General features: G+C 69.8%; 16 protein-coding genes and 2 pseudogenes. 10 read left to right on the top strand and 8 right to left on the bottom strand.

Features of this window, described 5'->3' with window-relative positions; genetic code table 11:
* Positions 1-16: 16 nt before the first annotated feature.
* Positions 17-1,618 (bottom strand): ABC transporter substrate-binding protein, encoded by a 1,602-nt coding sequence (locus IPK81_01830; protein QQS13035.1) that lies wholly within the window; start codon positions 1,616-1,618, stop codon positions 17-19.
* Between the two features lie 291 nt (positions 1,619-1,909).
* Between IPK81_01830 and atzF the strand changes: the two genes are divergently transcribed.
* A complete protein-coding gene (gene atzF, locus IPK81_01825; protein ID QQS13034.1) occupies positions 1,910-3,748 on the top strand; it encodes an allophanate hydrolase in 1,839 nt (612 codons plus the stop codon).
* On the opposite strand, the gene IPK81_01820 is transcribed toward atzF, so the two are convergent.
* Positions 3,721-4,413, bottom strand: a complete 693-nt coding sequence (locus tag IPK81_01820) for a GntR family transcriptional regulator (protein QQS13033.1) — start codon at positions 4,411-4,413, stop codon at positions 3,721-3,723. The genes atzF and IPK81_01820 overlap by 28 nt on opposite strands.
* Before the next feature lie 214 nt (positions 4,414-4,627).
* Between IPK81_01820 and IPK81_01815 the strand changes: the two are divergent.
* A pseudogene (locus tag IPK81_01815) lies at positions 4,628-6,300 on the top strand (NAD(P)/FAD-dependent oxidoreductase).
* Between the two features lie 22 nt (positions 6,301-6,322).
* Here IPK81_01815 and IPK81_01810 read toward each other — a convergent pair.
* Both IPK81_01810 and IPK81_01805 read right to left on the bottom strand, forming a co-directional pair.
* A complete protein-coding gene (locus IPK81_01810; protein QQS13032.1) occupies positions 6,323-8,563 on the bottom strand; it encodes a xanthine dehydrogenase family protein molybdopterin-binding subunit in 2,241 nt (746 codons plus the stop codon).
* A 101-nt stretch (positions 8,564-8,664) separates the two neighbouring features.
* Positions 8,665-11,001, bottom strand: a complete 2,337-nt coding sequence (locus tag IPK81_01805) for a xanthine dehydrogenase family protein molybdopterin-binding subunit (GenBank protein ID QQS13031.1) — start codon at positions 10,999-11,001, stop codon at positions 8,665-8,667.
* A 137-nt stretch (positions 11,002-11,138) separates the two neighbouring features.
* Here IPK81_01805 and IPK81_01800 point away from each other — a divergent pair, with 137 nt between their 5' ends.
* Positions 11,139-12,332, top strand: coding sequence for a CoA transferase (locus tag IPK81_01800; GenBank protein ID QQS13030.1), 1,194 nt, complete (start codon positions 11,139-11,141; stop codon positions 12,330-12,332).
* A 34-nt stretch (positions 12,333-12,366) separates the two neighbouring features.
* On the opposite strand, the gene IPK81_01795 is transcribed toward IPK81_01800, so the two are convergent.
* The 3 genes from IPK81_01795 to IPK81_01785 all read right to left on the bottom strand — a co-directional run bounded on the left by IPK81_01795 (position 12,367) and on the right by IPK81_01785 (position 14,118).
* The gene (locus IPK81_01795; GenBank protein QQS13029.1) at positions 12,367-13,173 is read right to left on the bottom strand and encodes a universal stress protein; all 807 of its coding nucleotides are present in this window, start codon (positions 13,171-13,173) and stop codon (positions 12,367-12,369) included.
* Positions 13,174-13,276: 103 nt separating this feature from the next.
* Entirely contained in the window at positions 13,277-13,636 is a 360-nt protein-coding gene (locus IPK81_01790; GenBank protein QQS13028.1) for a hypothetical protein, read from the bottom strand.
* Positions 13,627-14,118 (bottom strand): hypothetical protein, encoded by a 492-nt coding sequence (locus tag IPK81_01785; GenBank protein QQS13027.1) that lies wholly within the window; start codon positions 14,116-14,118, stop codon positions 13,627-13,629. Before IPK81_01785 ends, IPK81_01790 begins: the two co-directional genes overlap by 10 nt.
* A 134-nt stretch (positions 14,119-14,252) precedes the next feature.
* Between IPK81_01785 and IPK81_01780 the strand changes: the two genes are divergently transcribed.
* A complete protein-coding gene (locus IPK81_01780; GenBank protein QQS13026.1) occupies positions 14,253-15,020 on the top strand; it encodes a Crp/Fnr family transcriptional regulator in 768 nt (255 codons plus the stop codon).
* 46 nt (positions 15,021-15,066) lie between these two features.
* Positions 15,067-15,813, top strand: a complete 747-nt coding sequence (locus IPK81_01775) for a sulfite exporter TauE/SafE family protein (GenBank protein ID QQS13025.1) — start codon at positions 15,067-15,069, stop codon at positions 15,811-15,813.
* Positions 15,814-15,825: 12 nt separating this feature from the next.
* Here IPK81_01775 and IPK81_01770 read toward each other — a convergent pair whose 3' ends face one another.
* Complete coding sequence (locus IPK81_01770) at positions 15,826-16,611, bottom strand: DUF2189 domain-containing protein (protein ID QQS13024.1); 786 nt, start codon at positions 16,609-16,611, stop codon at positions 15,826-15,828.
* 181 nt (positions 16,612-16,792) lie between these two features.
* Between IPK81_01770 and ccoN the strand changes: the two genes are divergently transcribed.
* The 5 genes and pseudogenes from ccoN to ccoG all read left to right on the top strand — a co-directional run bounded on the left by ccoN (position 16,793) and on the right by ccoG (position 21,531).
* Positions 16,793-18,268, top strand: coding sequence for a cytochrome-c oxidase, cbb3-type subunit I (gene ccoN / locus IPK81_01765; GenBank protein QQS13023.1), 1,476 nt, complete (start codon positions 16,793-16,795; stop codon positions 18,266-18,268).
* A 12-nt stretch (positions 18,269-18,280) separates the two neighbouring features.
* Positions 18,281-19,003 carry a cytochrome-c oxidase, cbb3-type subunit II gene (ccoO, locus tag IPK81_01760; GenBank protein QQS13022.1) on the top strand — a complete coding sequence of 241 codons (723 nt, stop codon included), beginning with the start codon at positions 18,281-18,283 and terminating at the stop codon, positions 19,001-19,003.
* 10 nt (positions 19,004-19,013) lie between these two features.
* Positions 19,014-19,193, top strand: coding sequence for a cbb3-type cytochrome c oxidase subunit 3 (locus IPK81_01755; GenBank protein ID QQS13021.1), 180 nt, complete (start codon positions 19,014-19,016; stop codon positions 19,191-19,193).
* Entirely contained in the window at positions 19,183-20,040 is an 858-nt protein-coding gene (ccoP, locus tag IPK81_01750; protein ID QQS13020.1) for a cytochrome-c oxidase, cbb3-type subunit III, read from the top strand. Before IPK81_01755 ends, ccoP begins: the two co-directional genes overlap by 11 nt.
* 25 nt (positions 20,041-20,065) lie before the next feature.
* A pseudogene (ccoG, locus tag IPK81_01745) lies at positions 20,066-21,531 on the top strand (cytochrome c oxidase accessory protein CcoG).
* Positions 21,532-21,540 lie beyond the last annotated feature (9 nt).

The raw sequence follows: 21,540 nt of genomic DNA, 5'->3' as shown, positions 1-21,540 counted from the left end.
CGCGGCGGCCTCCGCGTCAGCCCTTCGCGAGCTGCCGGTAGTCGAGCTGCCGGTGGAACCAGTAGCGGTAGCCGGTGACGTTCTTCTGCATCGCCACGTTGAGCAGGGGCTGGAACAGCGGCACCCGGGGCACCTCCTCGAACGCCGTGTCGACGAAGCCCTTCACCGCCGCGTCGTACTCCGGACCGGTCGCGAAGCGCGCCTTGTCGATGAGCGCGTCCATCGCCGGGTTCTGGTAGCTCATCGTGTTGAAGACGGCGTTCTGGCCGTGGTAGCACCAGAAAAAGAAGTACTCCGCGTAGTTCAGCCAGCCGCCGAAGGTGTTGGTGATCAGCGGCATGCTCTTTTTGAGCAGCTCGGCGCGCCAGTTGGCGCCGGGAATCTTGTTGATCGACGCCTTGATGCCGATCTGCGCGAGGCTCTCCTGCACCAGGATGCAGAGCGGCTCGTTGATGCCGGCGAGGCCGAGATCGAACGACAGCGTCGTCTCGAAACCGTTGGGGAATCCTGCCTCGGCCATCAGCGCCTTGGCCTTGGCGATATCCGTGGTGTAGCCGTGCTTCTGGGGCCAGTTCGTCCCTTTTGCCTTGTTGTCGGCGCCGCCGTAGAGCGGGATCGCCTGGCCGTACATCACCGCGTCCATGATCTTCTGGTAGGGGATGGCGTAGGCCACCGCCTGGCGGACTTTCACATTGTCGAACGGCTTCTGCTTGACGTTCATGCCGATGTACTGGGCGGCGTTCTCGACCGGCGTGCCGACGATGGTCAGTTTCGGCGAGGATTTAAGCTCGGCGAAATCCTTGGACCCGAGGTCGAACGAGATGTCGGCGTCTCCGCGCTCCAGCAGCGCGCGGCGGTTGCCGGCCGACGGGATGATGCGCAGGATGACGCGTCGGATCTTCGGCATCGGGCCGTTCTTCCAGTCGTCGTTGCGCGTGTAGACGACCTCCTGGCCGGGCTGCCAGCGCTCGATCTTGTAGGCGCCGCCGCCGGCGAGGTTGTTCTTGCACCACTCCATCGCCCATGGGTCGGTCGCGGTCGCGTTCTTCTTGACGAGCTCGGAGTTCATGACCACCGGCACCGGCACCGCGAGGTCCGGCATGGTCAGCTTGTCCGCGCGCAGGAAATCGACGCGGAACGTGTGGTCGTCGACGGCGACGAACTGCTCGCGCTTCTGGAGCGAGCCGGCCGCCATCTGGAAGGTCGGGAAGCCGCCGACCGTGACGGCGCGGTCGAACGACCACTTCACGTCCTTGGCGGTGATCGGCGTGCCGTCGTGGAACTTGGCGTCCTTGCGCAGCTTGAAGGTCGCCGAGGTCGGGGTGACGTTCCAGTCCGTGGCGAGCTCTGGCTCGAGTTTGGAGTAGTCGTAGTGGTCCTGGCCGTTGGCGTCCTTCTTCACGCCGTAGGTCATCAAGCGGTCGTGGGTGTTCCAGGACACCTCGTAGGACGGCCGGTTGGCGCCGACGCCGTGGATGTCGATCATGTTCGGCGTGTTCTCGGCGACGATCAGCAGCGTCTCCTGCCGCGACTGGGCCTGCAGCGGCGACCAGATGGCGGGCGTGGTGACGGCGGTCGCGGCCGCGGCCGTGGTCCCGAGGAAATTCCGGCGCTTCATGGTGTGGCCCCCGATCGACCCGTAGCCCGGGCCTTTGCTGGCGACGCGCTCCGCCGTCACCTGAATCGAGTGGCAGCAAGCGCCGTGCCAGCGCCGCTGCGGCCGGAATTGCGTGGATTTGCCGCCGGGCGAGGTCGCTCCCAGCGGAGTTCGTGATTTCAGCCGATCAATTTGCATACACTACAGAAAAAATGCCCATAAAAGAGGCATAGGAGCCGTTCTTGGACGAGAAGTGGGCCAGATTGGATTGGCACGTCGCTTGATAGAAGGTTGAGCAGTTCTGGAGGTTCGATGACTGATCCCAAATCCAGCCTCGATTTGGCGCGCCTGATCGGGGACTACCGCGCCGGGCGTCGTCGGCCTTCGGAGGTCTTTGCCGCCGTGCTCGCGCGCATCGCCGAGGCCGGCGACGACGGCGTGTGGATCTGCCGCGTGCCCGAACAGGCGCTCCGCACGCGCGCCGCAGCGCTGGACGCCGCGCTCGCCGCCGATCCGGCGATCCTCGATCGACAGCCGCTGTTCGGCGTGCCGTTCGCGGTGAAGGACAACATCGACGTCGCGGGGCTGGCCACGACGGCGGCGTGTCCCGCCTATGCCTACATGCCGGAGCGCTCGGCCACCGTCGTCGAGCGGCTGTGCGCCGCCGGCGCCGTCGTCATCGGCAAGACCAATCTCGACCAATTCGCCACCGGGCTCGTCGGTGTGCGCACGCCCTATGGCGTGGCTCGCAATCCGTTCGACGCCGCGTATCTGCCGGGGGGGTCGAGTTCAGGTTCGGCGGTGGCCGTCTCGGCCGGGCTGGTGAGCTTCGCGCTCGGCACCGACACGGCTGGCTCAGGCCGGGTGCCGGCCGGCTTCAACAACCTCGTCGGGCTCAAACCGACCGTCGGTTTGATGCCGGCGACCGGCGTCGTGCCGGCGTGCCGCGCGCTGGACGTCGTGTCGATCTTCGCGTTGACGGTCTCCGACGCGCTCACGGTGCTGCGCGCCGGCGCCGGATTCGATCCAGCCGACATCTATTCGCGCGCCGCGCCCGCCGGCTTCGGCGCCGCGCTCGAGGCGCCGCCGGCGGCGTTCCGTTGCGCCGTGCCTCGGCCGGACCAGCGCGAGTTCTTCGGCGACGCCGAGGCCGCGGCGAACTACAAGCGCGCGCTCGCGCGATTGGAAGGTCTCGGCGCCACGCTGATCGAGGTCGACTACGCGCCGCTCGCCGAGGCGGCGGCGGTGCTCTACAGCCCGGCTGGCGCGGCCGAGCGCACCACCGCGATCGACGCCTTCCTCGCCACCCGCGCGACGGAGATGCACCCCGTCACGCGCGCGATCATCGAGAGCGGGCGCGGCGCGACCGGCGTCGACGTCTACCGCGCGCGCGACCGCCTGCGCGCGTTGCGCCGCCACGCCGAGGCGGTGTTCGCCGATTGCGACGTGCTCGCGCTGCCGACCTCCGGGACGATCTACCGCGTCGCCGACGTCCTGGCCGACCCGGTCAAGCTGAACAGCAACCTCGGCCATTACACCAACTTTGTGAACCAACTCGATCTGGCGGCGCTGGCGGTGCCGGCGGGATTCCGCGGCGACGGTCTGCCGGCAGGAGTGACGCTGGTGGCGCCGGCGTTCGGCGAGGCGCGGCTGGCGGCGCTGGGCGACGCATTGCACCGCGCGGTCGGCGGCACGCTGGGCGCCACTTCGGCGACGCTGCCGGAGGCCGGACCGGCGGCGCCGGCGGCTGTGTGGCCGGACATGCCGCTGGTCGTGGTCGGTGCGCACATGCGCGATCTGCCGCTCAACGGCCAGCTTCTAGCGCTCGGCGCGCGCTTCGACTCGGAATGCCGGACCGCGCCGATGTACCGGTTCTACCGGCTGCCGGGCGCCGGCGTCGCGCGGCCCGGCCTGGTGCGCGTGGCCGAGGGCGGCGTCGCCATCGCCGGCGAGATCTGGCGGGTGCCCTCGGCCGCTATCGGTGCGTTGCTGGCGCGCATTCCCGCGCCGCTGGGCCTCGGCGACGTCGCGCTCGACGATGGACGATCCCTCAAGGGCTTCCTGTGCGAGGCGACCGCCGCCGCGGCCGCCGAGGACATCTCGGACTGCGGCGGCTGGCGCGGCTACTTGGCGCGCGCGGCCCCGACGTAGCTCGCCGAGGCGTCGCCGACGGTGTGGACATGGGCGCGGATGTGGGCGGCGGCCGAAGCCGCCTCGCCGCGCAGGATCGCCTCGACCACCAGCGCGTGCTCGCCGAACGATTTCGCCAGCCGACCGGCGACGTTGAACTGGCCGGTGCGGTAGGGCGCGACCCGGCGGCGCGCGGTCAGGGCGGCCTCCTCGAGGGGCCGGTTGTGGGCGCCGCGGTAGATGACGGCGTGGAATTCGCTGTTGAGCGCGTCGTAGATCTCGCGCGAGCCCTGCCGCATCGCCGCGCCGCAGCGCTCGTGCAGGAGCGACAACGCGCGGCGCTCCGCCGGCGTCATCCGCTGCGCGGCGTAGCGGGCGCACAGCGCCTCGAGGTCGGCCATCAACTCGAACGACTCGGTGACGATTTCCGGCGTCATCGCCGACACGACCAGCCCGCGGCCCTGGCGCTGCGCCAGGCCGATGCCGACGAGCTGGTTCAAGGCCTCGCGCACGGGCGTGCGCGACACGGCGAAGCGTTCGGCCGTCGACACCTCGTCGAGCCGGGTCCCCGGCGGCAGGCGCCCCGTGATGATCTCGTCGGCCAACAGCCGGCGGATGCTCTCCGACCGCGTGGCCGGCGCGTCGCCGCCGCCGATGTCGCTCGATCTCCCGTCCGGTGTCGGCATGTTCCCGGTCTCCGCCTCCCGAGCGCAGTGTAGCAGCGCGGGCGCCGGGGCCGCACCGCGTATCGCCGTTGGCGGCGCTGCAAGCCGCGGGCCGGTGGCCCGAGGTCGGAGAGTCCCGCGGAGGAGACCTGCCGTTTGCCATCTGTACCGGCGCGCGACAAGCGGCCATACATCCGGACGGCAGGTCGTCGACATTTGGAAGCGGGAGCGGAACATGAACGCGAGGACCGGACCTGACCACGAGGTGGTCGTCATCGGCGCCGGCGTGGCCGGCATCTACCAGATCAAGCGCCTGGTCGACATGGGCGTGGACGCAGTGGTGCTCGACGCCGCGCCGGACCTCGGCGGCACCTGGTACTGGAACCGCTATCCCGGCGCCAGGTTCGACTCGGAGAGCTACACGTACGGCTACTCGTTTTCCCGCGAGCTTCTGGACGAGTGGCACTGGAAGGAGCGCTTCTCCGGCCAGCCCGAGAACCTTCGCTATCTCAACTACGTCGCCGACAAGTTCGATCTGCGCCGGCACATGAGTTTCAATCGCAAGGTCGTGTCGGCGGCGTTCGACGAGGCGCTGGACCTGTGGCGTCTGGGTATCGACGACGGCCAGAGGTGACGTGCCGCTTCGTCATCATGGCGCTCGGCCTGCTCTCGACGCCGACGCCGCCCCGGCTCGACGGGATGGAGGCGTTCAAGGGCCGCTCGTTCCACACCTTCCACTGGCCGCACGAGCCGGTCGATCTGGCGGGCAAGAGGGTCGCCGTCATCGGCACCGGCGCCACTGGCATCCAGGTGATCGGCGAGATCGCCGACAAGGTCGGCCATCTCACCGTGTTCCAGCGGCGGCCGAACTGGAGCGCGCCGCTCAACAATGGACCGATCTCGGACGCAGAGATGGCCGACATCCGCGCGCGCTACGACGAGATCTTCGCGGCCTGCGCGCGCACGCCCGGCGGCTTCGAGCACGAGCCCGACCGGCGTGGCTTCTACGAGGTCACCCGCGAGGAACGGGTGGCGCTCTGGGACAAGCTCTACGACGAGCCGGGATTCGGCATCTGGCTGCGGAACTTCCGGGAGATCTTCACGAACGACGAGGCGAACGCCGAGTTCTCGGCCTACATCGCCGACCGCATCCGCCGCCGTGTCAAGGATCCGGCCGTCGCCGAGAAACTGATCCCCCGGGACCACGGTTTCGGCGTCCAGCGCGTGCCGATGGAGACCAACTACTTCGAGGCCTACAACCGGGACAACGTGCGGCTGGTCGACATCAGCGAGACGCCGATCGTGCGGATCACCGAGAACGGTCTGCGCACCTCGGAGCGCGACTACGAGTTCGACATCATCGTCTACGCCACCGGATTCGACGCCATCACCGGCGCCTTCGACCAGATCGACATCCGCGGCGTGGGCGGCGAGCGGCTGCGCGACAAGTGGCGCGACGGCCCGTCGACCTTCCTCGGCATGATGATCCACGGCTTCCCGAACCTGTTCATGCCGGCCGGCCCGCAAAGCGGATCGGCGTCGACGAACTATCCGCGCGGCATCGAGACCGGCGTCGACTGGTGCACCACGCTCCTGAGCCACATGCGCGAGCGCGGCCTCGTCCGGGCCGAACCCACGCGCGCGGCCGAGGCGCGATGGACCGACCACGTCACCAAGATGTACGCGATGATGCTGATGCGGAAGGCGAAGTCGTGGTTCACGGGGTACAACTCGAACGTGCCCGGCCACGAGCAGGGCAGCATCCGCTACTTCGTCTACAACGGTGGCGCGCCTAAATACGTGAACACGATCAACGAGGTCGCGGCCAAGGGCTACGAGGGCCTCGCGTTTGGCGGCGGCCCGGCGGGCTCGACCGCCGCCGAGGGCGTGGGGCGCGCGGCGGAGTAGCGACCCCGCCGCGCCGCCGCCGTCACGGGTCGAGCGCCGCCAGCACCTTCGGCGGCGACATCGGCAGGCTGTCGAAGCGGTGCTTCACGGCGCCATGGAGGGCGTTGGCGACGGCGGCCAGCGCCGGCACCAGCGGCACCTCGCCGACGCCGCGCACGCCCTGCGGATGCTTCGGGTTCGGCACCTCGATCATGACCGTGTCGAGCATCGGCAGGTCCGAGGCGACGGGCATCCGGTAGTCGAGGAAGCTCGGGTTATCGACGTGCCCGTTCTTATCGTAGATGTACTCCTCGTTGAGCGCCCAGCCGATGCCCTGCGCGACGCCGCCCTGCATCTGGCCCTCGACGTAGTCGGGGTGGATCGCACGGCCGACGTCCTGGAACGAGGTGTAGCGCGTGACCCGGACCTCGCCGGTCGCCGGGTCGACCTCGACGTCGCAGATGTGCGTCGCGAAGCCGCCCTCGGCGCCGGTCGTGTTCAACGCCACGCCGCCGCCGATCGGACCGCCGGTCTCGCTGGCCCTGGCCGCGATCTGGGCGAGCGACAGCGGCTCGAACTTGCCGGCGTTGTCGCCGGCGGGGCGCGCCTCGCCGTCCTCCCAGACGACCGCGTCGGGATCGATCTTCCAGATCTTCGCGGCGCGTTCGCGCAGCGTCGTGATGACCTTCTCGGCCGATTGCGTGACGACCATCGCCGAGGCGTAGGTGACGCGGCTGCCGCCGGTGAGGTTGCTGAAGCCGATCGTGCTGGTGTCGCCGATCAGCACGTTGACCTTGCGGTAGTCGATGCCCAGCAGCTCGGCGGTGATGTTGGCGGTCGAGGCGCGCGAGCCGCCGATGTCGGGATGACCGGTGATCACGACCACCGTGCCGTCCTCGTTGATGTTGATCTGGGCGGTCGACTCCCCGCCGGCGTTGAACCAGAAGCCGCTGGCCACGCCGCGGCCCTGGTTGGGGCCGAGCGGCGCCTTGTAGTGAGGATGCGCCATCGCGGCCTTGAGCGTCTCCTGGTACCCGATCACCGGGAACACCGGGCCGTGCGCCGCCTTGGTGCCCTGCTTGGCGGCGTTCTTCAGGCGCAGTTCCAGCGGATCCATCCCCAGCTTCTGCGCCAGCTCGTCGAGCACGCATTCCACGGCGTAGGCGCCGATCGGGGCGCCGGGCGCCCGGTAGGCCGCGACCTTGGAGCGGTTCGAGACGACGTCGAAGCCCTGCGACAGGACGTTGGGGATGTCGTAGGGCGCGAAGGCGCAGCCCACGGCGCCGCGGATCGGCGAGCCGGGCAGGGCGCCCGCCTGGAGGTAGAACGTTCCCTGGCCGGCGACGATGGTGCCGTCCTTTTTCGCGCCGATCCTGACCGTGCTCGACGATCCCGAGGTCGGCCCGGAGGCGCGGAACACCTCCTCGCGCGTCATCGCCATCTTGACCGGCCGGCCGGACATGCGCGCCAGCGTCAGCGCCAAGGGTTCGAGATAGACGATGGTCTTGCCGCCGAAGCCGCCGCCGATCTCGGCCGGGATGGCGCGGATGTCGCTCTGCGGGATGCCGGTCAGGTACGAGCACATCGCCCGCACCATGAACTGGCCCTGGCTCGAGCTCCAGATCGTCGCCTTGCCGTCGGGCATGACGCTGACGAGGCATGCGTGCGGCTCGATGTAGCCCTGGTGCACGGGCTTGGTCTTGAAGCTGCGTTCGACCACCACTTCGGCCTGGGCGAAGCCGGCCTCGATGTCGCCCAGCTTGACCTCGAGCTTGCCGGCGATGTTGGAGGGCTGGCCGTCGAAGCGGATGTGGTCGTGCAGGATCGGGGCGCCGGGCTTGCGCGCCTCGTCGACGTCGATCACCCAGGGCAGCACCTCGTATTCGACCTCGATCAGCTTCACCGCCGCGGCGGCGATCGCCTGGGTGGTCGCGGCGACCGCCGCGACGGGATGGCCGGGGAACAGCGCCTTGTCGCGCGCCATCACGTTGCGCGACATCCAGCGCATGTCCTGGATGCCGAGCATCACCGACTTGTCGATCGGGAACTCGACGAGGTCCTTGGCCGTCATGACGGCCTTCACGCCCGGGAGCGCGGCGGCTTTCGAGGTGTCGATCGACTTGATTCGGGCGTGTGGATGCGGGCTGCGCAGCACCTTGCCCCAGATCATGCCGGGCATCTGGGTGTCGGCGGCGTACGCCGCGCGTCCTGTGACCTTGTCCAGACCGTCGGGCCGGAGGGTCCGCTTGCCGATCCACTTGTTGTTCGTGCTGCCGTCGGGCATCGCTGGTGTCCTGTCGCGTTCGGTGGGGATGTCTAGCTCACCGGACGATCAGAACCCGTCGCGGCGTGAAGATCAATGGTGGAGGCGCGGTGGGCCGGAGCCTACGACCGCAGCGCCGCCCACACCCGCTCGGGCGTCGCCGGCATGTCGATGTGGCGGCCGCCCAGCGCGTCCGACAGCGCGTTCATCACCGAGGGCAGGGAGCCCGCGCAGCCGGCCTCGCCGCAGCCTTTGGCGCCGAGCGGATTCGTGGTCGCGGGCACGGAGTGGTAACCGATCTCGAACGACGGCACGTCGGAGGCGCGCGGCAGCGCGTAGTCCATGAAGGAGCCGGTCATGAGCTGGCCGTCCTCGCTGTAGACCGTCCGCTCGAACAGGGCCTGGGCGATGCCCTGGACCACGCCGCCGTGGCACTGGCCCTCGACCAGCAGCGGATTGATGACCGTGCCGAAGTCGTTGACCATCGTGTACTTCACGACCTCGACGACACCGGTCTCGGGATCGACTTCGACCTCGGCGACATGGGCGCCGTTGGGGTAGGCCGACGGCGCGGCCTCGTGCACGTGGTCGACGTCCAGCGTGTCGGGCACGCCCTCCGGCAGCTTGAGGCCGCCGCGCAGGCGCGCCGCCAGCTCCATGATTCCGATCGAGCGGTCGGTGCCGACGATGGCGAACCGTCCGGCCTTGAACTCGATGTCGGCGGCCGAGGCCTCCAGCGCCACGCCGGCGATCAGCTTGCCCTTCTCGACCACCTTCGCCGACGCCTCCACGATCGCCGCGCCGCTGGCCATGATCGACTTGGAGCCGCCGGTGCCGCCGCCGGCGATGAGCCGGTCGCTGTCGCCCTGCGCGAGGCGGATGCGCTCGAACGGCACGCCGAGCCTCTCGTGCAGCACCTGGGCGAACGCCGACCAATGGCCCTGGCCGTAGTCGAGCGTGCCCGTGACGATGGTGACGTCGCCGTCCGCCTCGAAGCGCAGGCCGCCCATCTCCTTCATCGGCGGCGCCGTGACCTCGAGGAAGTCGCCGATCCCCAATCCGCGCAGCCGGCCGCGCTTCGCGCTCGCCGCCTTGCGGGTGGCGAAGCCGTCGACGTCCGCCAGCTTGAGCGCCTTGTCGAGCAGCGCGGTGAACTCGCCGCTGTCGTAGGTGGTGCCCGACGCCGTCTTGTAGGGCATCTCCTCCGGCCTGATGTGGTTGCGCCGGCGCAGCTCCAGCCGGTCGACGCCCATCCCGCGGGCGGCGGTGTCGATCAGGCGCTCCATGAAATAGTTCGCCTCGGGCCGCCCCGCGCCGCGGTAGGCGCCGACCGGCGAGGTGTTGGTGAACACCACCTTGGTCGAGACCTCGATCAGCGGCGTGCGGTAGACGGCGGCGAGATTGCGGGTGACCCCCATCGAGCCCATCAACGGGCCGACATTGGCGAGGTAGCCGCCGACGTTGGCGAAGCCGGTCAGGCGGACCGCGAGGAAGTTGCCGTCCTTGTCGAGCGCCAGTTCGCCGTCGAAATCGTGGTCGCGGCCGTGCTGGTCGGACAGGAAGCTGCCGGAGCGGTCGTCGGTCCACTTCACCGGCCGGCCAAGGATCTTCGAGGCGTGGAACAGGCCGGCGTACTCGGGATAGGGCGAGCCCTTCATGCCGAACGAGCCGCCGACATTGCCGGTCAGGATGCGCATCTGGGCCGGTTTGATCCCCAGCAGCGCGGCCATCTGGTGCTTCAGGCCGAAGGCGCCCTGGTTGCCGGCGTGCATCGTGTAGCGGTCGGTCGCGGCGTCGTGGACGGCGACCACGGAACGCGGCTCCATGGCGCAGACCACGATGCGGTTGCTGACCAGGCGCAGCCGCGCGACATGGGCCGCGGCGGCGAATGCCGCGGCGACCCTGGCCTCGTCGCCACTGTGGAAGTCGAGGCAGATATTGCCGGGCGCGTCGTCGAACAACAATGGCGCGCCGTCGGCGGCGCCGGCGCGCGCGTCGGTCACGGCCGGAAGGGCGTCGATGTCGACCACGACGGCCTCGGCAGCGTCCTTGGCCTGCTCGATCGTCCCGGCGACGACGAAGGCGACGGGATCGCCCACGAAGCGCACCTTGCCGGTCGCCAGCGAGCGGCGTTCCGGCGTCTTCATCGCGGAGCCGTCGCGGTTGGGCACGGGGATCAGGGTCTTGAGCGCGCCGTAGCCGGCGGCGTTGAGGTCGTCGCCGGTCCACACGCCCAGCACGCCGGGCATGGCTTTGGCCGCCGCGGTGTCGATCGCCTTGATGACGCCGTGCGCGACCTGGCTGCGCACCATCACCGCGTGGACCTGGTCCGGCAGTCTGAGGTCGTCGGTGTAGCGGCCTTCGCCGCGGAGGAGCGTCGGATCTTCGCGGCGCGGCACGGGTTGGCCGATCCCGAACTTCAGTGAATCAAGTTTGCTGGCGTCGAACGGGGCGTTCATCGGTCATCCTGGCGGGATTGGGGAGCGGTGCCGCGAATATAGCATGGCGCCGACGGCGGCCCACGGCGCCGCGCGCATGGTCGCCACGCGACGACGCATCGCCTATCCTGCGGCCGCCTCTCAGGGAACGGAACGCCATGACCGAATCCGCCGGACCGCTCAAAGGGATCCGAATCCTCGATTTGACGAACGTGCTTTTCGGCCCGTTCGGCACGCAGACGCTCGGCGACTGGGGCGCGGAGATCATCAAGGTCGAGTCGCTCACCGGCGACACCTGGCGGAACTCCGGCCAGTTCCGCAACCGCGGCATGAGCGGGCAGTTCATGGCCGCGAACCGCAACAAGCGCAGCCTCGCGCTCGACCTGAAGCATCCCGACGGCAAGGCGGTGCTGCGCCGTCTGATCCCCGGCGTCCACGCGCTGGTCACCAACATCAGGCCCGCCGGCATGGAGCGGCTCGGCTTCGGCTACGAGGCGTGCAAGGCGCTCAACCCGGGAATCGTCTACGCGGCGGCGACCGGGTTCGGACAGGACGGTCCGTGGCGCGCCCGGCCGGCCTTCGACGAGATCATCCAAGCGGCCTCCGGCTTCGCGTCGGCGATGGGCACGGACGACGAGCCGGCGTTCGTGCCCAGCCTGATCGGCGACAAGATCTGCGGCATGGCGCTGACATCGGCCGTGACGGCGGCGCTGCTGCATCGCGAGCGCACCGGCGAGGGCCAGATGGTCGAGGTGCCGATGCTGGAGACGCTGGCGGCGTTCAACAGCATCGAGATGTTCGGTGGCCACGCCTTCGTGCCGCCCATCGGTCCTGCCGGCTACAACCGCATGAAGGCGCGGCGGCCGGTGCGGACCAAGGATGGCTGGCTGACGATGCTGCCGTATTCCGGCGACAACTGGTGCGCGTTCTTCGAGGCCGTCGGCCATCCGGAATGCGTCGAGGAGTTCGCGGTGCGCGATCCGGTGGCGCGGGCGCGCAACATCGACCGCATATACGACCGGATGCGCGACATCGCGCCGTCGCGCACCACGGCCGAATGGGAGGCGCTGCTGCTGCGCATCGACGTGCCGCACACCTCGTTCGCGAAGCTGACGGAGATCGCCGAGCAGCCGCACCTCAAGGCGGTCGGCATGTTCGAGGACCTCGACCATCCCACCGAGGGCCGGATCCGCCAGGCGCGGCCGCCCGCGCGCTTCTCCGCCACTCCCGCCGCCGTGCGGCGCCTGGCGCCGGGCCTCGGCGAGCACACCCGCGAGGTGCTGCGCGAGGCGGGCTACGCCGAGACGGAGATCGACGCGCTGGTCGCGGGCGGGGCGGTGGCGGCGGGCTGACCGCCGCCGCCGGGGGACCGCGCGGTCCCGACGCTCAGTGCGACAACAGCGTCGGAACCGTCATCGATCCGAGGACCGTGCGGGTGGCGCCGCCGAACACGAACTCGCGGAACCGGCTGTGGCCGTAGGCGCCCATCACCAGCAGGTCCACGCCATCGTCGGTCACGGCGTTGAGCAACGCCGTGCCGGCGTCCAGATCGCCGAGATGGGCGCGGCGCAGCTCGACCTTGACGCCGTGCGCGGCCAGATGCGCGGCGGCGTCCGTCGCCGTCGCGACGCCGTCATCCTCCTCCGCCGCGAACAGCACCACGCGCTCGGCGCCGCGCATCAGCGGAATGGCGTCGTGCGCCGCGCGGGCGGATCTGCGCGATCCGTTCCACGCAAGCAGCACGCGGCGGCCGACGGAGGTGAAAGTGCCGCTGTGCGGCACGCACAGAATTGGCCGGCCTGCGGTGAGCGCGACCTCGGCGACGACGGATCCGTCGGAATCGGCGGGATCCTGCCCCATCACGATCAGGTCGGCGACGGCGCCGGCCGGCGGCAGCACCTGCGAGGCGGAGCCCTCGACCTGGCGCCATTCCATCCGCAGGCCTTCCCGCCGGCACTGCTCCTCGACCTTGGCGTGGACCCCGGCCGCGGTCTGGCGCTCGGATTCGATCTGCATCTCGATCACCGAGGCGGGCACGTGCTCGCCGTAGAGCGCCATGACGGTGGGCGCCTGGAGCGCGTAGACGAAGAGCGCGCGCGCGTCCTGGGCGCGGGCGAGCGACGCGGCGAGCGTGATGCGCGCCGCGAGGCGGTCGTCGGCGTCGGCATGCACGAGAAGCGTCTTGTAGGGCATGATTCCCTCCCTGTTCTGGCGGAAGTCGGTTTAACGCATCATCCATTGCGCCCGATGCGACGGTGGCGCCTTGACCGCCGTCAATCCGCGGACGCGGCCGCGCTCAGGCGACGCGTGCGACGCGGAACGTCAGCGCCTCGCCATCGCGCTCGCGCACCGTCACGTACTCTCCGACCTTGAGAGGGTGCGTATCGAGGCGGAACAAAGGCTCGTCGTCCTCCTCGCCCGGCGCGTACGAAAACGCCCAAGTGCCGTGCCGGGTGTGGTGCAGCTCGCCTGTCTGGTCGTCCTCGCCGCGCCAGAAACGGCGCACGACGCACGCCTTGCGCGCGCCGCGAAAGGCCGCGACGTCGATGTGGTGGTCGCGGTCGAGCGGCGCCTTGATCTCGTAGCCGCACGCGGCGTCGCCGTCGGGGTGGCCCGGATTGCGCGCGAGTTCAAGTCGTATCGTCTTCATAGGCATATCGAACACCTCGGATCACGGGCCGCCGGCAACTGTCCGGCGGCTGGAAGCTTCTTGCGGAACACCTCGCCGAGCCATCGGTAGCCAAGCTGCTCCCAGCGGGCGGTATCGGTGGCCGCAGCAATGGCACCTCCGGCTGTCGCGATGCAACCGCACCCTTCGGAGCGAGCGATCGTTTCCACCTCTGACAGAATCCGCTCCAGCGGATCGTCGGTGAGATTCCAGCGGACATTGGCCACGATCGGCAGGGCCATCTGGTCGCCACCGCGCGCGCAGCCGCGCTTCGCGTAGGCGCACAACGCGTAGATGTAGCCGCCGCCGGTCTCGGCGCAGAGGATACCCGACGGCTCGTCGTCGTCCAGCAGGGTTCGAGCCTCGCCCAACCAAGTGTCGAGGGTCCAACACGGATAGCGCAGCCGCACCAACGGCCACGCCTCTGGAATCCGCGAGTCCGGCAGGGGAACGATACGCCATCCGCTCATGGCAGGCCTCCGATAGTCACCGCGCTCATCTGTCGCCTTGATCGAGGGTCGCGGGCCATGATGTGGATCAAGGTGACGCGATGCCCGCACCGTAGGTTCGGGCGCGCGACCGTTTCACTGGGGGGATGAAAGCGATGCCGAGCGTTCCGACCACCGTTCCGGATGGAAAGACCCGGCCCTCGGCGGTTCCCGGCCCACGTGGCGCGGGTTGCGGATTCGAGCCGTGCAGCCACTGCGCCTCTCGCGAGTACTCCGTCTGCGCGCCCCTGACCGACGCCGAGCTGCCGGGCTTCTACGCGTTGGCCTCGAAAGCGCGCATCGAGCCCGGCCGGTCGCTGTTCGAGGAGGGCGACGCGGCCACGCACGTTTTCGCCATCTCGCAGGGCGCGGTGAGCCTCTACAAGGCGCTTGCCGATGGCCGCCGCCAGATCACCGGCTTCCTGTTCGATGGCGATTTCATCGGCTTGGCGCACGGCGCGACCTGCGCCTACACGGCCGAGGCGTTGACGCCGGTCGAGGTCTGCCGCTTCACGCGGGAACGGTTCGAGAACTACATGTCCGAGCATCCCCACATGGAGCGGCGCCTGTTGAGGATCGCGTCGACCGAGCTGGCGTCCGCCCAGGACCAGATGCTGCTGCTCGGCCGCAAGACGGCGATGGAGCGGGTCGCCAGCTTCCTGCTGAACCTGTCGGACCGCGCTGTCGCGCACGGGCGTCCGGGCAATCCGATCCCGCTGCCGATGACCCGCGGCGAGATCGGCGACTACCTCGGGCTCACGATCGAGACGGTGAGCCGGACGATGACGAAGCTGCGCAAGGCCGGCGCCATCGAGCTCGACGACATCAACGTCGTGCGCATGGCGTCCGAGGCCAAGCTGCGGGCGGCGGCCGACGCGAGCTGACACGGCGGGCGCGCTCGTCCTGCGGAACTGAGACGGACCATCGGGCATGCACGAACACCACGGCGCCGGCGTACTCGACCTGCTCTCGGCGCTGCCGGGGATGTTCGGGCCCGTTTCGCTGTTCGCGGCCCTCTTCCTGGCGGGAATCGTCGCCGGCGCGACGCATTGCGTCGGCATGTGCGGCCCGTTCGTCGTGTCGCGCGCCATCCGCGCCGGCGTGCGCACGCCGCTCGCCGAGGTGACCGGCTGGTCGCGGATCCGTGCCGGCGCCTTGCCGTCCTACCATCTCGGGCGCGCCATCTCGTATTCCGCCTTCGGCGCGGTGGCCGGGGCGTTCGGGTCCGGCTTCGCGGCCGTCGTCGAGATGGGGTGGCCCCGGTACGCCTTCGTCGCCGCCGCCGTGATCCTTTTCCTCTGGCCCGTCTTGGTCGGAGCACGGCCGCCGGCGGCCGCATCCATGGGCCCGGTCGGACGCACGGTGGCCCGGGTGGCGGGAGTGTTCTCGCGCGCGCCCGGCCCGCTTGGCGATCTCGGTCTCGGGGTCGCGCTCGGCTTCCTGCCCTGCGGCATGATCTACGCCGCGCTGGCCGCCGCCGCGGGGGCGGGCGGCCCGGTCGAAGGGGCGCTGACGATGGCGTCGTTCGCCGCCGGCACGTGGCCCGGCCTGTTCGTCGTCGGCGCTCTCGGCGCCGCCTCTGGCCGCCGCTGGCGCGACGCCGTCGCCCGCCTCACGGTGCCGATCGCGATCCTCAACATCGGCGCCCTCGCCATGTGGGTGGCGGGCGGCCACTGACGTCCGGGGGCGTCACCCGGCCGGCGGCACCGTGTCGCGGTAGGCGTGCCACGTGGCATGCCCGACGACGGGGATGACCAGCGCGAGGCCGAAGAACATCGTCGCCAGCCCCATCGCCGTGAAGACGACGATGACCGCCCCCCAGAACAGCATCGTCCGCGGGTGGCGGGCCACGACCTTGAGGCTGGCGACGATCGCCTCGGCGAACGAGACGTCGCGGTCGACGAGCATCGGGATCGAGACGGCCGAGACGCAGAACGACAGCACGGCCAAGGCGCCGCCGATCAATCCGCCGGTGATCAGCAACCCGATCCCGGTGGGCGTGCCGAGCAGCTGCGGGATCAGCGTCTCCCACGTCGGGGCGCGGGCGTGGAAGAAGAGCGGGTAGAGCAGCAGCGCGATCCGCACCCACACCAGGTGGATCAGGAGGAGCACGACGCCCATCAGCGCGAGCTGCCCCGGCGCCCGCCACGCGAGGAAGGCGCCGCCGACCGTCGCCGTGCGGCCGAGTTCCAGGCGCCGGCTGGTCTCGTACAGGCCGGCCACGAGCAGGGGCGCGAGGATGAAGAAGCCGCCGGTCAACGGCAGCAGCATATGGATGTCGCCGACGATGGCGAGCAGGGTGACCAGCGTCCAGCTCGCGCCGACGAAGCCCATTCCGTAGAGCAGGCCGATGGCCGGCGCGCGCTTGAAATCCGCCCAGCCGCGCTCCATCCACAGCCACGGCCGGTCCAGCGGCAGCGACCCGTCGGCGGGGACGACGGGTGGTTCCTCGTCGATCTCGGTCGGCTTCGACATCAATCGCCTCTTCCGTCCGTGCGGCCAGCGGCCGCGGCCCCGGACGCCAGGACCGCCGCCTCGAAGGCCGCTAGCGGCATCCTTCACCGACGCCGCGCGCCACGACCTTGATCCTCGTCAATGGATCACGCCGGCGGCTGGACTATCAAGCGCTCACCTTCAAGCGTCGATCGGGGGAACCATGACAAGCGCCGCCGCCGCTCCGGCGATACCGTTGGCCGCGCCACGCGCGGTGGCGCGGGAGGACTACGTCGAGGACGTCGTCCGCGCCTTCGTGATCGCGATCTGCTTCTGGGGCGTGGTCGCGTTCGCGGCCGGCGTCTACATCGCCCTGCAACTCGCCTATCCGGCCCTGAACCTCGGGCTCGAGTGGACGACCTTCGGCCGCCTGCGGCCGGTGCACACGTCGGCGGCGATCTTCGCGTTCGGCGGCAGCGCCATGCTCGGGACGTCGATCTACGTCGTCCAGCGCACCTGCCACGCCCGCCTGTTCGGCGGCGCGCCGGTCGCGTGGTTCATCTTCTGGGGCTACCAGTTCTTCATCGTCATGGCGGCCCTGTCGTACGTGCTCGGCTACTCGCAGAGCAAGGAGTACGCCGAGCCTGAGTGGTACATCGACCTGTTCCTGACGGCCCTCTGGGTCGTCTACCTCGTGGCGTTCGTCGGCACGCTGATGAAGCGGCGGGAGCCGCACATCTATGTCGCGAACTGGTTCTACCTTGCGTTCATCGTCACGGTGGCGATGCTGCACATCGTCAACAACCTCGCGGTCCCGGTGTCCGCCGCCGGCGCGAAGAGCTACTCGCTGTTCGCCGGCGTCCAGGACGCGATGACGCAGTGGTGGTACGGCCACAACGCCGTCGGCTTCTTCCTGACGGCCGGCTTCCTCGGGATGATGTACTACTTCATCCCCAAGGCGGCGGGGCGCCCGGTGTACTCCTACCGCCTGTCGATCATCCACTTCTGGGCGCTGGTGTTCCTCTACATCTGGGCCGGCCCGCACCATCTGCTCTACACCGCGCTGCCGGACTGGGCGCAGACGCTCGGCATGGTGTTCTCCATCATGCTCTGGATGCCGTCATGGGGCGGCATGATCAACGGCGTCATGACGCTGTCCGGCGCGTGGGAGAAGCTGCGCACGGATCCCTCCCTGCGCTTCAACGTCACGGCGGTCGGCTTCTACGGCATGTCCACGTTCGAGGGGCCGATGATGTCGATCAAGCAGGTCAACGCGCTCAGCCACTACACGGACTGGACGATCGGCCACGTGCATTCCGGCGCGCTCGGCTGGAACGCCCTCGTGGTGTTCGGGACGCTCTACTACCTCGTCCCGGTCCTGTGGAACCGCCAGGCCGTGTGGTCGCAGCGGCTGGTCGCATGGCACTTCTGGGTCGCGACCATCGGCATCGTCCTCTACATCACGTCGATGTGGGTCAGCGGCATCATGGAGGGCCTGATGTGGCGCGCCTACGACGAGCTCGGCTTCCTGCAGTACTCGTTCATCGAGACCGTCGAGGCGAAGCACCCCTCGTACCTGATCCGCGCGCTGGGCGGCCTCCTGTTCCTCGGCGGCGCGGTGATCATGGTGTTCAACCTGTGGCGCACGGTGACGCACGGCGTGCCCGCCGCCGCCCCGGCCGCCCGCGCGGCCGCGTAGGGAGAGGGGATCATGGCCTTCCGTCACGCCACCATCGAGCGCAACAGCGTGCTGCTGCTGGCGCTCACCCTGGTCACCGTCGCGATCGGCGGTCTGGTCGAGATCGTGCCGCTGTTCGCCGTCGAGACCACCATCGAGCGCGTCGCCGGCGTCCGGCCCTACACGCCGCTCGAGCTGATGGGCCGCAACATCTACATCCGCGAGGGCTGCTACGTCTGCCACAGCCAGATGGTGCGGCCGTTGCGCGACGAGGTCGAGCGCTACGGACACTACAGCCTCGCCGCCGAGAGCATGTACGACCACCCGTTCCAGTGGGGCTCGAAGCGCACCGGGCCGGATCTCGCGCGCGTCGGCGGCAAGTACTCGAACGAATGGCACGTCGCGCACATGGTGGCGCCGCGCTCCGTCGTGCCGGAGTCGATCATGCCGTCCTATCCGTTCCTCGACCGGCCGCTCGACTACGCCTCGATCGCCGGCCACCTCAAGGCGAACCGGACCGTCGGCGTGCCCTACACCGAGGCGATGATCGCCAACGCCGTCGCCGACCTCGAGGCGCAGAGCAACCCCGACGCCAGCACGAAGGGACTGCTCGAGCGCTATCCGAAGGCCGTGGTCGCGGCGTTCGACGGCGATCCCGCCCGGATCACCGAGATGGACGCGTTGCTGGCCTATCTCCAGATGCTCGGGACGCTCGTGAAGTTCAGCGACGTCAAGCCCGAGCAACTCAGGCAGTAGGGGATCCGCGATGACTCTCAACGAGCTCCTGCCGCAGATCAAGCCGCTGTGGACGCTGTGGTTCTTCACGATGTTCGCCGTGATCATCGTCTGGACCATGTGGCCGCGCCGGCGCGGAGATCTCGAGGCGCAGGCCCGCATCCCGCTCGAGGAAGACAACCCCGCCAATGGAGGCCGCGATGGCCGGTAACGTCGAGCGCGACGCCGTCAGCGGCACCGAGACCACGGGTCACGAGTGGGACGGCATCAAGGAGCTGAACACGCCGCTGCCGCGATGGTGGATATACACGTTCTACGCGACGATCGTCTGGGCGGTGGCGTGGTGCGTCTTCTATCCTTGGTTCCCCGGCATGACGGGAATCCTCGGCCACACCGAGCGCAAGGACGTGGCCGCGACGCTGTCGCGGGCGGCTGACGTCCAGAAGCCCTACCTCGACAGGATCCGCGGCGCGTCGCTCGACGACATCCGCAAGGACCCCCAGCTGCTGAGCGTCGCCCGGACGGGCGGCCGGATCGCGTTCAACATCAACTGCGCGCCGTGCCACCAGTCCGGCGGCGCCGGGATCAAGGGCTACCCCAACCTGGCCGACGACGAGTGGCTGTGGGGCGGTTCGATGGCGGAGATCGAGCACACGATCCGCTTCGGCATCCGCTCGGACCACGACAAGGGGCGCCAGTCGCAGATGCCGCGCTTCGGGCTCGACGGCGCGCTGACGCCGGCCCAGATCGACGATGTGGTCGAACACGTGCTGTCGCTGTCGAAGGCCCAGCACGACCCGGCGAAGGCGGCGCGTGGCGCCAAGGTCTACGCGGAGCAGTGCGTCGCCTGCCATCTCGAGGGCGGCAAGGGCAACCGCGAGGTCGGAGCGCCGGCGCTGAACGACGCCATCTGGCTGTACGGCGGCGACCGCGCTTCGATCCGCGCCAGCGTCCACGCGTCGCGCGCCGGCGCCATGCCGGCCTGGGAGGGCCGCCTCGACGAGGCGACGATCAAGATGCTCTCCCTCTACGTGCACGGGCTCGGCGGCGGCAAGTAGCCGCCGCGGCCGCGGAGTGAGCGACATGGGCGCCGAGCCGGGACGGTCCGCGCGTTCGTCGCGGGAGGCGGCTCCATCCGGCGCGGAGTCGCTCTACGCCTCGCGCGTGCGCGTCTATCCGCGCAGCGTCTCCGGCCGGTGGCGGACCGTCAAATGGGCGCTGCTGGTCGCGTGTCTCGGAATCTACTACGCCGGCGCTTGGCTGCGCTGGGACCGCGGCCCGGAGGCGCCGGGCCAGGCGCTGCTGATCGACATGGTCGGCCGCCGCGCCTATTTCTTCGACCTCGAGATCTGGCCTCAGGAGGTCTACTACATAACCGGCCTGCTGATCCTCGGCGCCATCGGGCTGTTCCTGGCGACGAGCCTGTTCGGGCGGGTGTGGTGCGGCTACGCCTGTCCGCAGACGGTGTGGACCGACCTCTTCATGCTGGTCGAACGCTGGATCGAAGGCGACCGCAACGAGCGCATCCGGCGCGACAAGGGACCGCGGACGGCCGGCAAGGTCGCGCGCAAGGCCGTGAAGCACGCCGCGTGGCTGCTGATCTCGCTGGCGACCGGCGGCGCGTGGGTGTGGTACTTCAACGACGCCCCGACGGTCACGCGCGCCTTCCTCGCCGGCGACGCCGGCCTCGGCGTCTACTTCTTCGTCGGCCTGTTCACGGTCACGACGTACACCTTCGCGGGCTGGGCGCGCGAGCAGGTGTGCACCTACATGTGCCCGTGGCCGCGCTTCCAGGCGGCGATGTTCGACGAGCACAGCTTCACCGTGACCTACCGCGCGTGGCGCGGCGAGCCGCGCGGCGCCAAGCGCAAGGACCAGCCGTGGGAGGGCGCGGCGACTGCATCGACTGCAAGGCCTGCGTCCAGGTCTGCCCGACGGGCATCGACATCCGCAACGGCCCGCAGCTTCAATGCATCGGGTGCGCGTTGTGCGTCGACGCGTGCGACGACATCATGGACCGCATCGACCGCCCGCGCGGCCTGATCGCGTGGACGACCTTCGCCGCCGACGCGGCCGCCGCGCGGAAGGAGAAGCCGGTCCACCGCCTCTTGCGGCCGCGGACGCTGATCTACGCCGGCCTGCTGGCGATCGTCGCCGGCGTCATGGCGGCGGGACTTCTGCTGCGCGCCACGGTCGAGGTGAACGTGCAGCGCGACCGCAGTCCGCAATTCGTCACCCTCGCCGACGGCGCGATCCGCAACGGCTACACCGTCAAGGTGCTCAACAAGACGCGCTCACCGGCGACCTACACGCTGCGCTTCGACGGGCCGCCGGGCAGCAGCGTCGCGCTGGCGGACGGGGCGCCGACCACCGGCGCGCTCGAGCTGGCGGTGCGGTCGGACGCCGTCGGCACGTTCACGATCTACGCGCGCGCCCCGCGCGCGGGGCTGCCCGGCGCGTTCACCGACGTCACGTTCAGGGTGCTCGACGGGTCGGGCAGGGTGGTCGCGCGGCGGACGACGGTCTTCGCCGGACCGGCGGCACGGTAGGAGGAAGCG

It is taken from the genome of Rhodospirillales bacterium, from assembly GCA_016699855.1.
Taxonomy (GTDB): domain Bacteria; phylum Pseudomonadota; class Alphaproteobacteria; order Reyranellales; family Reyranellaceae.
The sequence above is the reverse complement of the archived record's forward strand: the minus strand, read 5'-3'. Positions and strand labels throughout refer to the sequence as shown.

What these genes read in the sequence shown, in the direction of transcription:
- IPK81_01755 (QQS13021.1), top strand. Translation starts at nt 19,014, where the DNA reads ATGACTCTCAACGAGCTCCTGCCGCAGATCAAGCCGCTGTGGACGCTG.
- IPK81_01830 (QQS13035.1), bottom strand. Translation starts at nt 1,618, where the DNA reads ATGAAGCGCCGGAATTTCCTCGGGACCACGGCCGCGGCCGCGACCGCC.
- ccoO (QQS13022.1), top strand. Translation starts at nt 18,281, where the DNA reads ATGGCCTTCCGTCACGCCACCATCGAGCGCAACAGCGTGCTGCTGCTG.
- IPK81_01790 (QQS13028.1), bottom strand. Translation starts at nt 13,636, where the DNA reads ATGCCTATGAAGACGATACGACTTGAACTCGCGCGCAATCCGGGCCAC.
- ccoN (QQS13023.1), top strand. Translation starts at nt 16,793, where the DNA reads ATGACAAGCGCCGCCGCCGCTCCGGCGATACCGTTGGCCGCGCCACGC.
- IPK81_01810 (QQS13032.1), bottom strand. Translation starts at nt 8,563, where the DNA reads ATGCCCGACGGCAGCACGAACAACAAGTGGATCGGCAAGCGGACCCTC.
- IPK81_01795 (QQS13029.1), bottom strand. Translation starts at nt 13,173, where the DNA reads ATGCCCTACAAGACGCTTCTCGTGCATGCCGACGCCGACGACCGCCTC.
- atzF (QQS13034.1), top strand. Translation starts at nt 1,910, where the DNA reads ATGACTGATCCCAAATCCAGCCTCGATTTGGCGCGCCTGATCGGGGAC.
- IPK81_01780 (QQS13026.1), top strand. Translation starts at nt 14,253, where the DNA reads ATGCCGAGCGTTCCGACCACCGTTCCGGATGGAAAGACCCGGCCCTCG.
- IPK81_01770 (QQS13024.1), bottom strand. Translation starts at nt 16,611, where the DNA reads ATGTCGAAGCCGACCGAGATCGACGAGGAACCACCCGTCGTCCCCGCC.
- IPK81_01775 (QQS13025.1), top strand. Translation starts at nt 15,067, where the DNA reads ATGCACGAACACCACGGCGCCGGCGTACTCGACCTGCTCTCGGCGCTG.
- IPK81_01820 (QQS13033.1), bottom strand. Translation starts at nt 4,413, where the DNA reads ATGCCGACACCGGACGGGAGATCGAGCGACATCGGCGGCGGCGACGCG.
- ccoP (QQS13020.1), top strand. Translation starts at nt 19,183, where the DNA reads ATGGCCGGTAACGTCGAGCGCGACGCCGTCAGCGGCACCGAGACCACG.
- IPK81_01805 (QQS13031.1), bottom strand. Translation starts at nt 11,001, where the DNA reads ATGAACGCCCCGTTCGACGCCAGCAAACTTGATTCACTGAAGTTCGGG.
- IPK81_01800 (QQS13030.1), top strand. Translation starts at nt 11,139, where the DNA reads ATGACCGAATCCGCCGGACCGCTCAAAGGGATCCGAATCCTCGATTTG.
- IPK81_01785 (QQS13027.1), bottom strand. Translation starts at nt 14,118, where the DNA reads ATGAGCGGATGGCGTATCGTTCCCCTGCCGGACTCGCGGATTCCAGAG.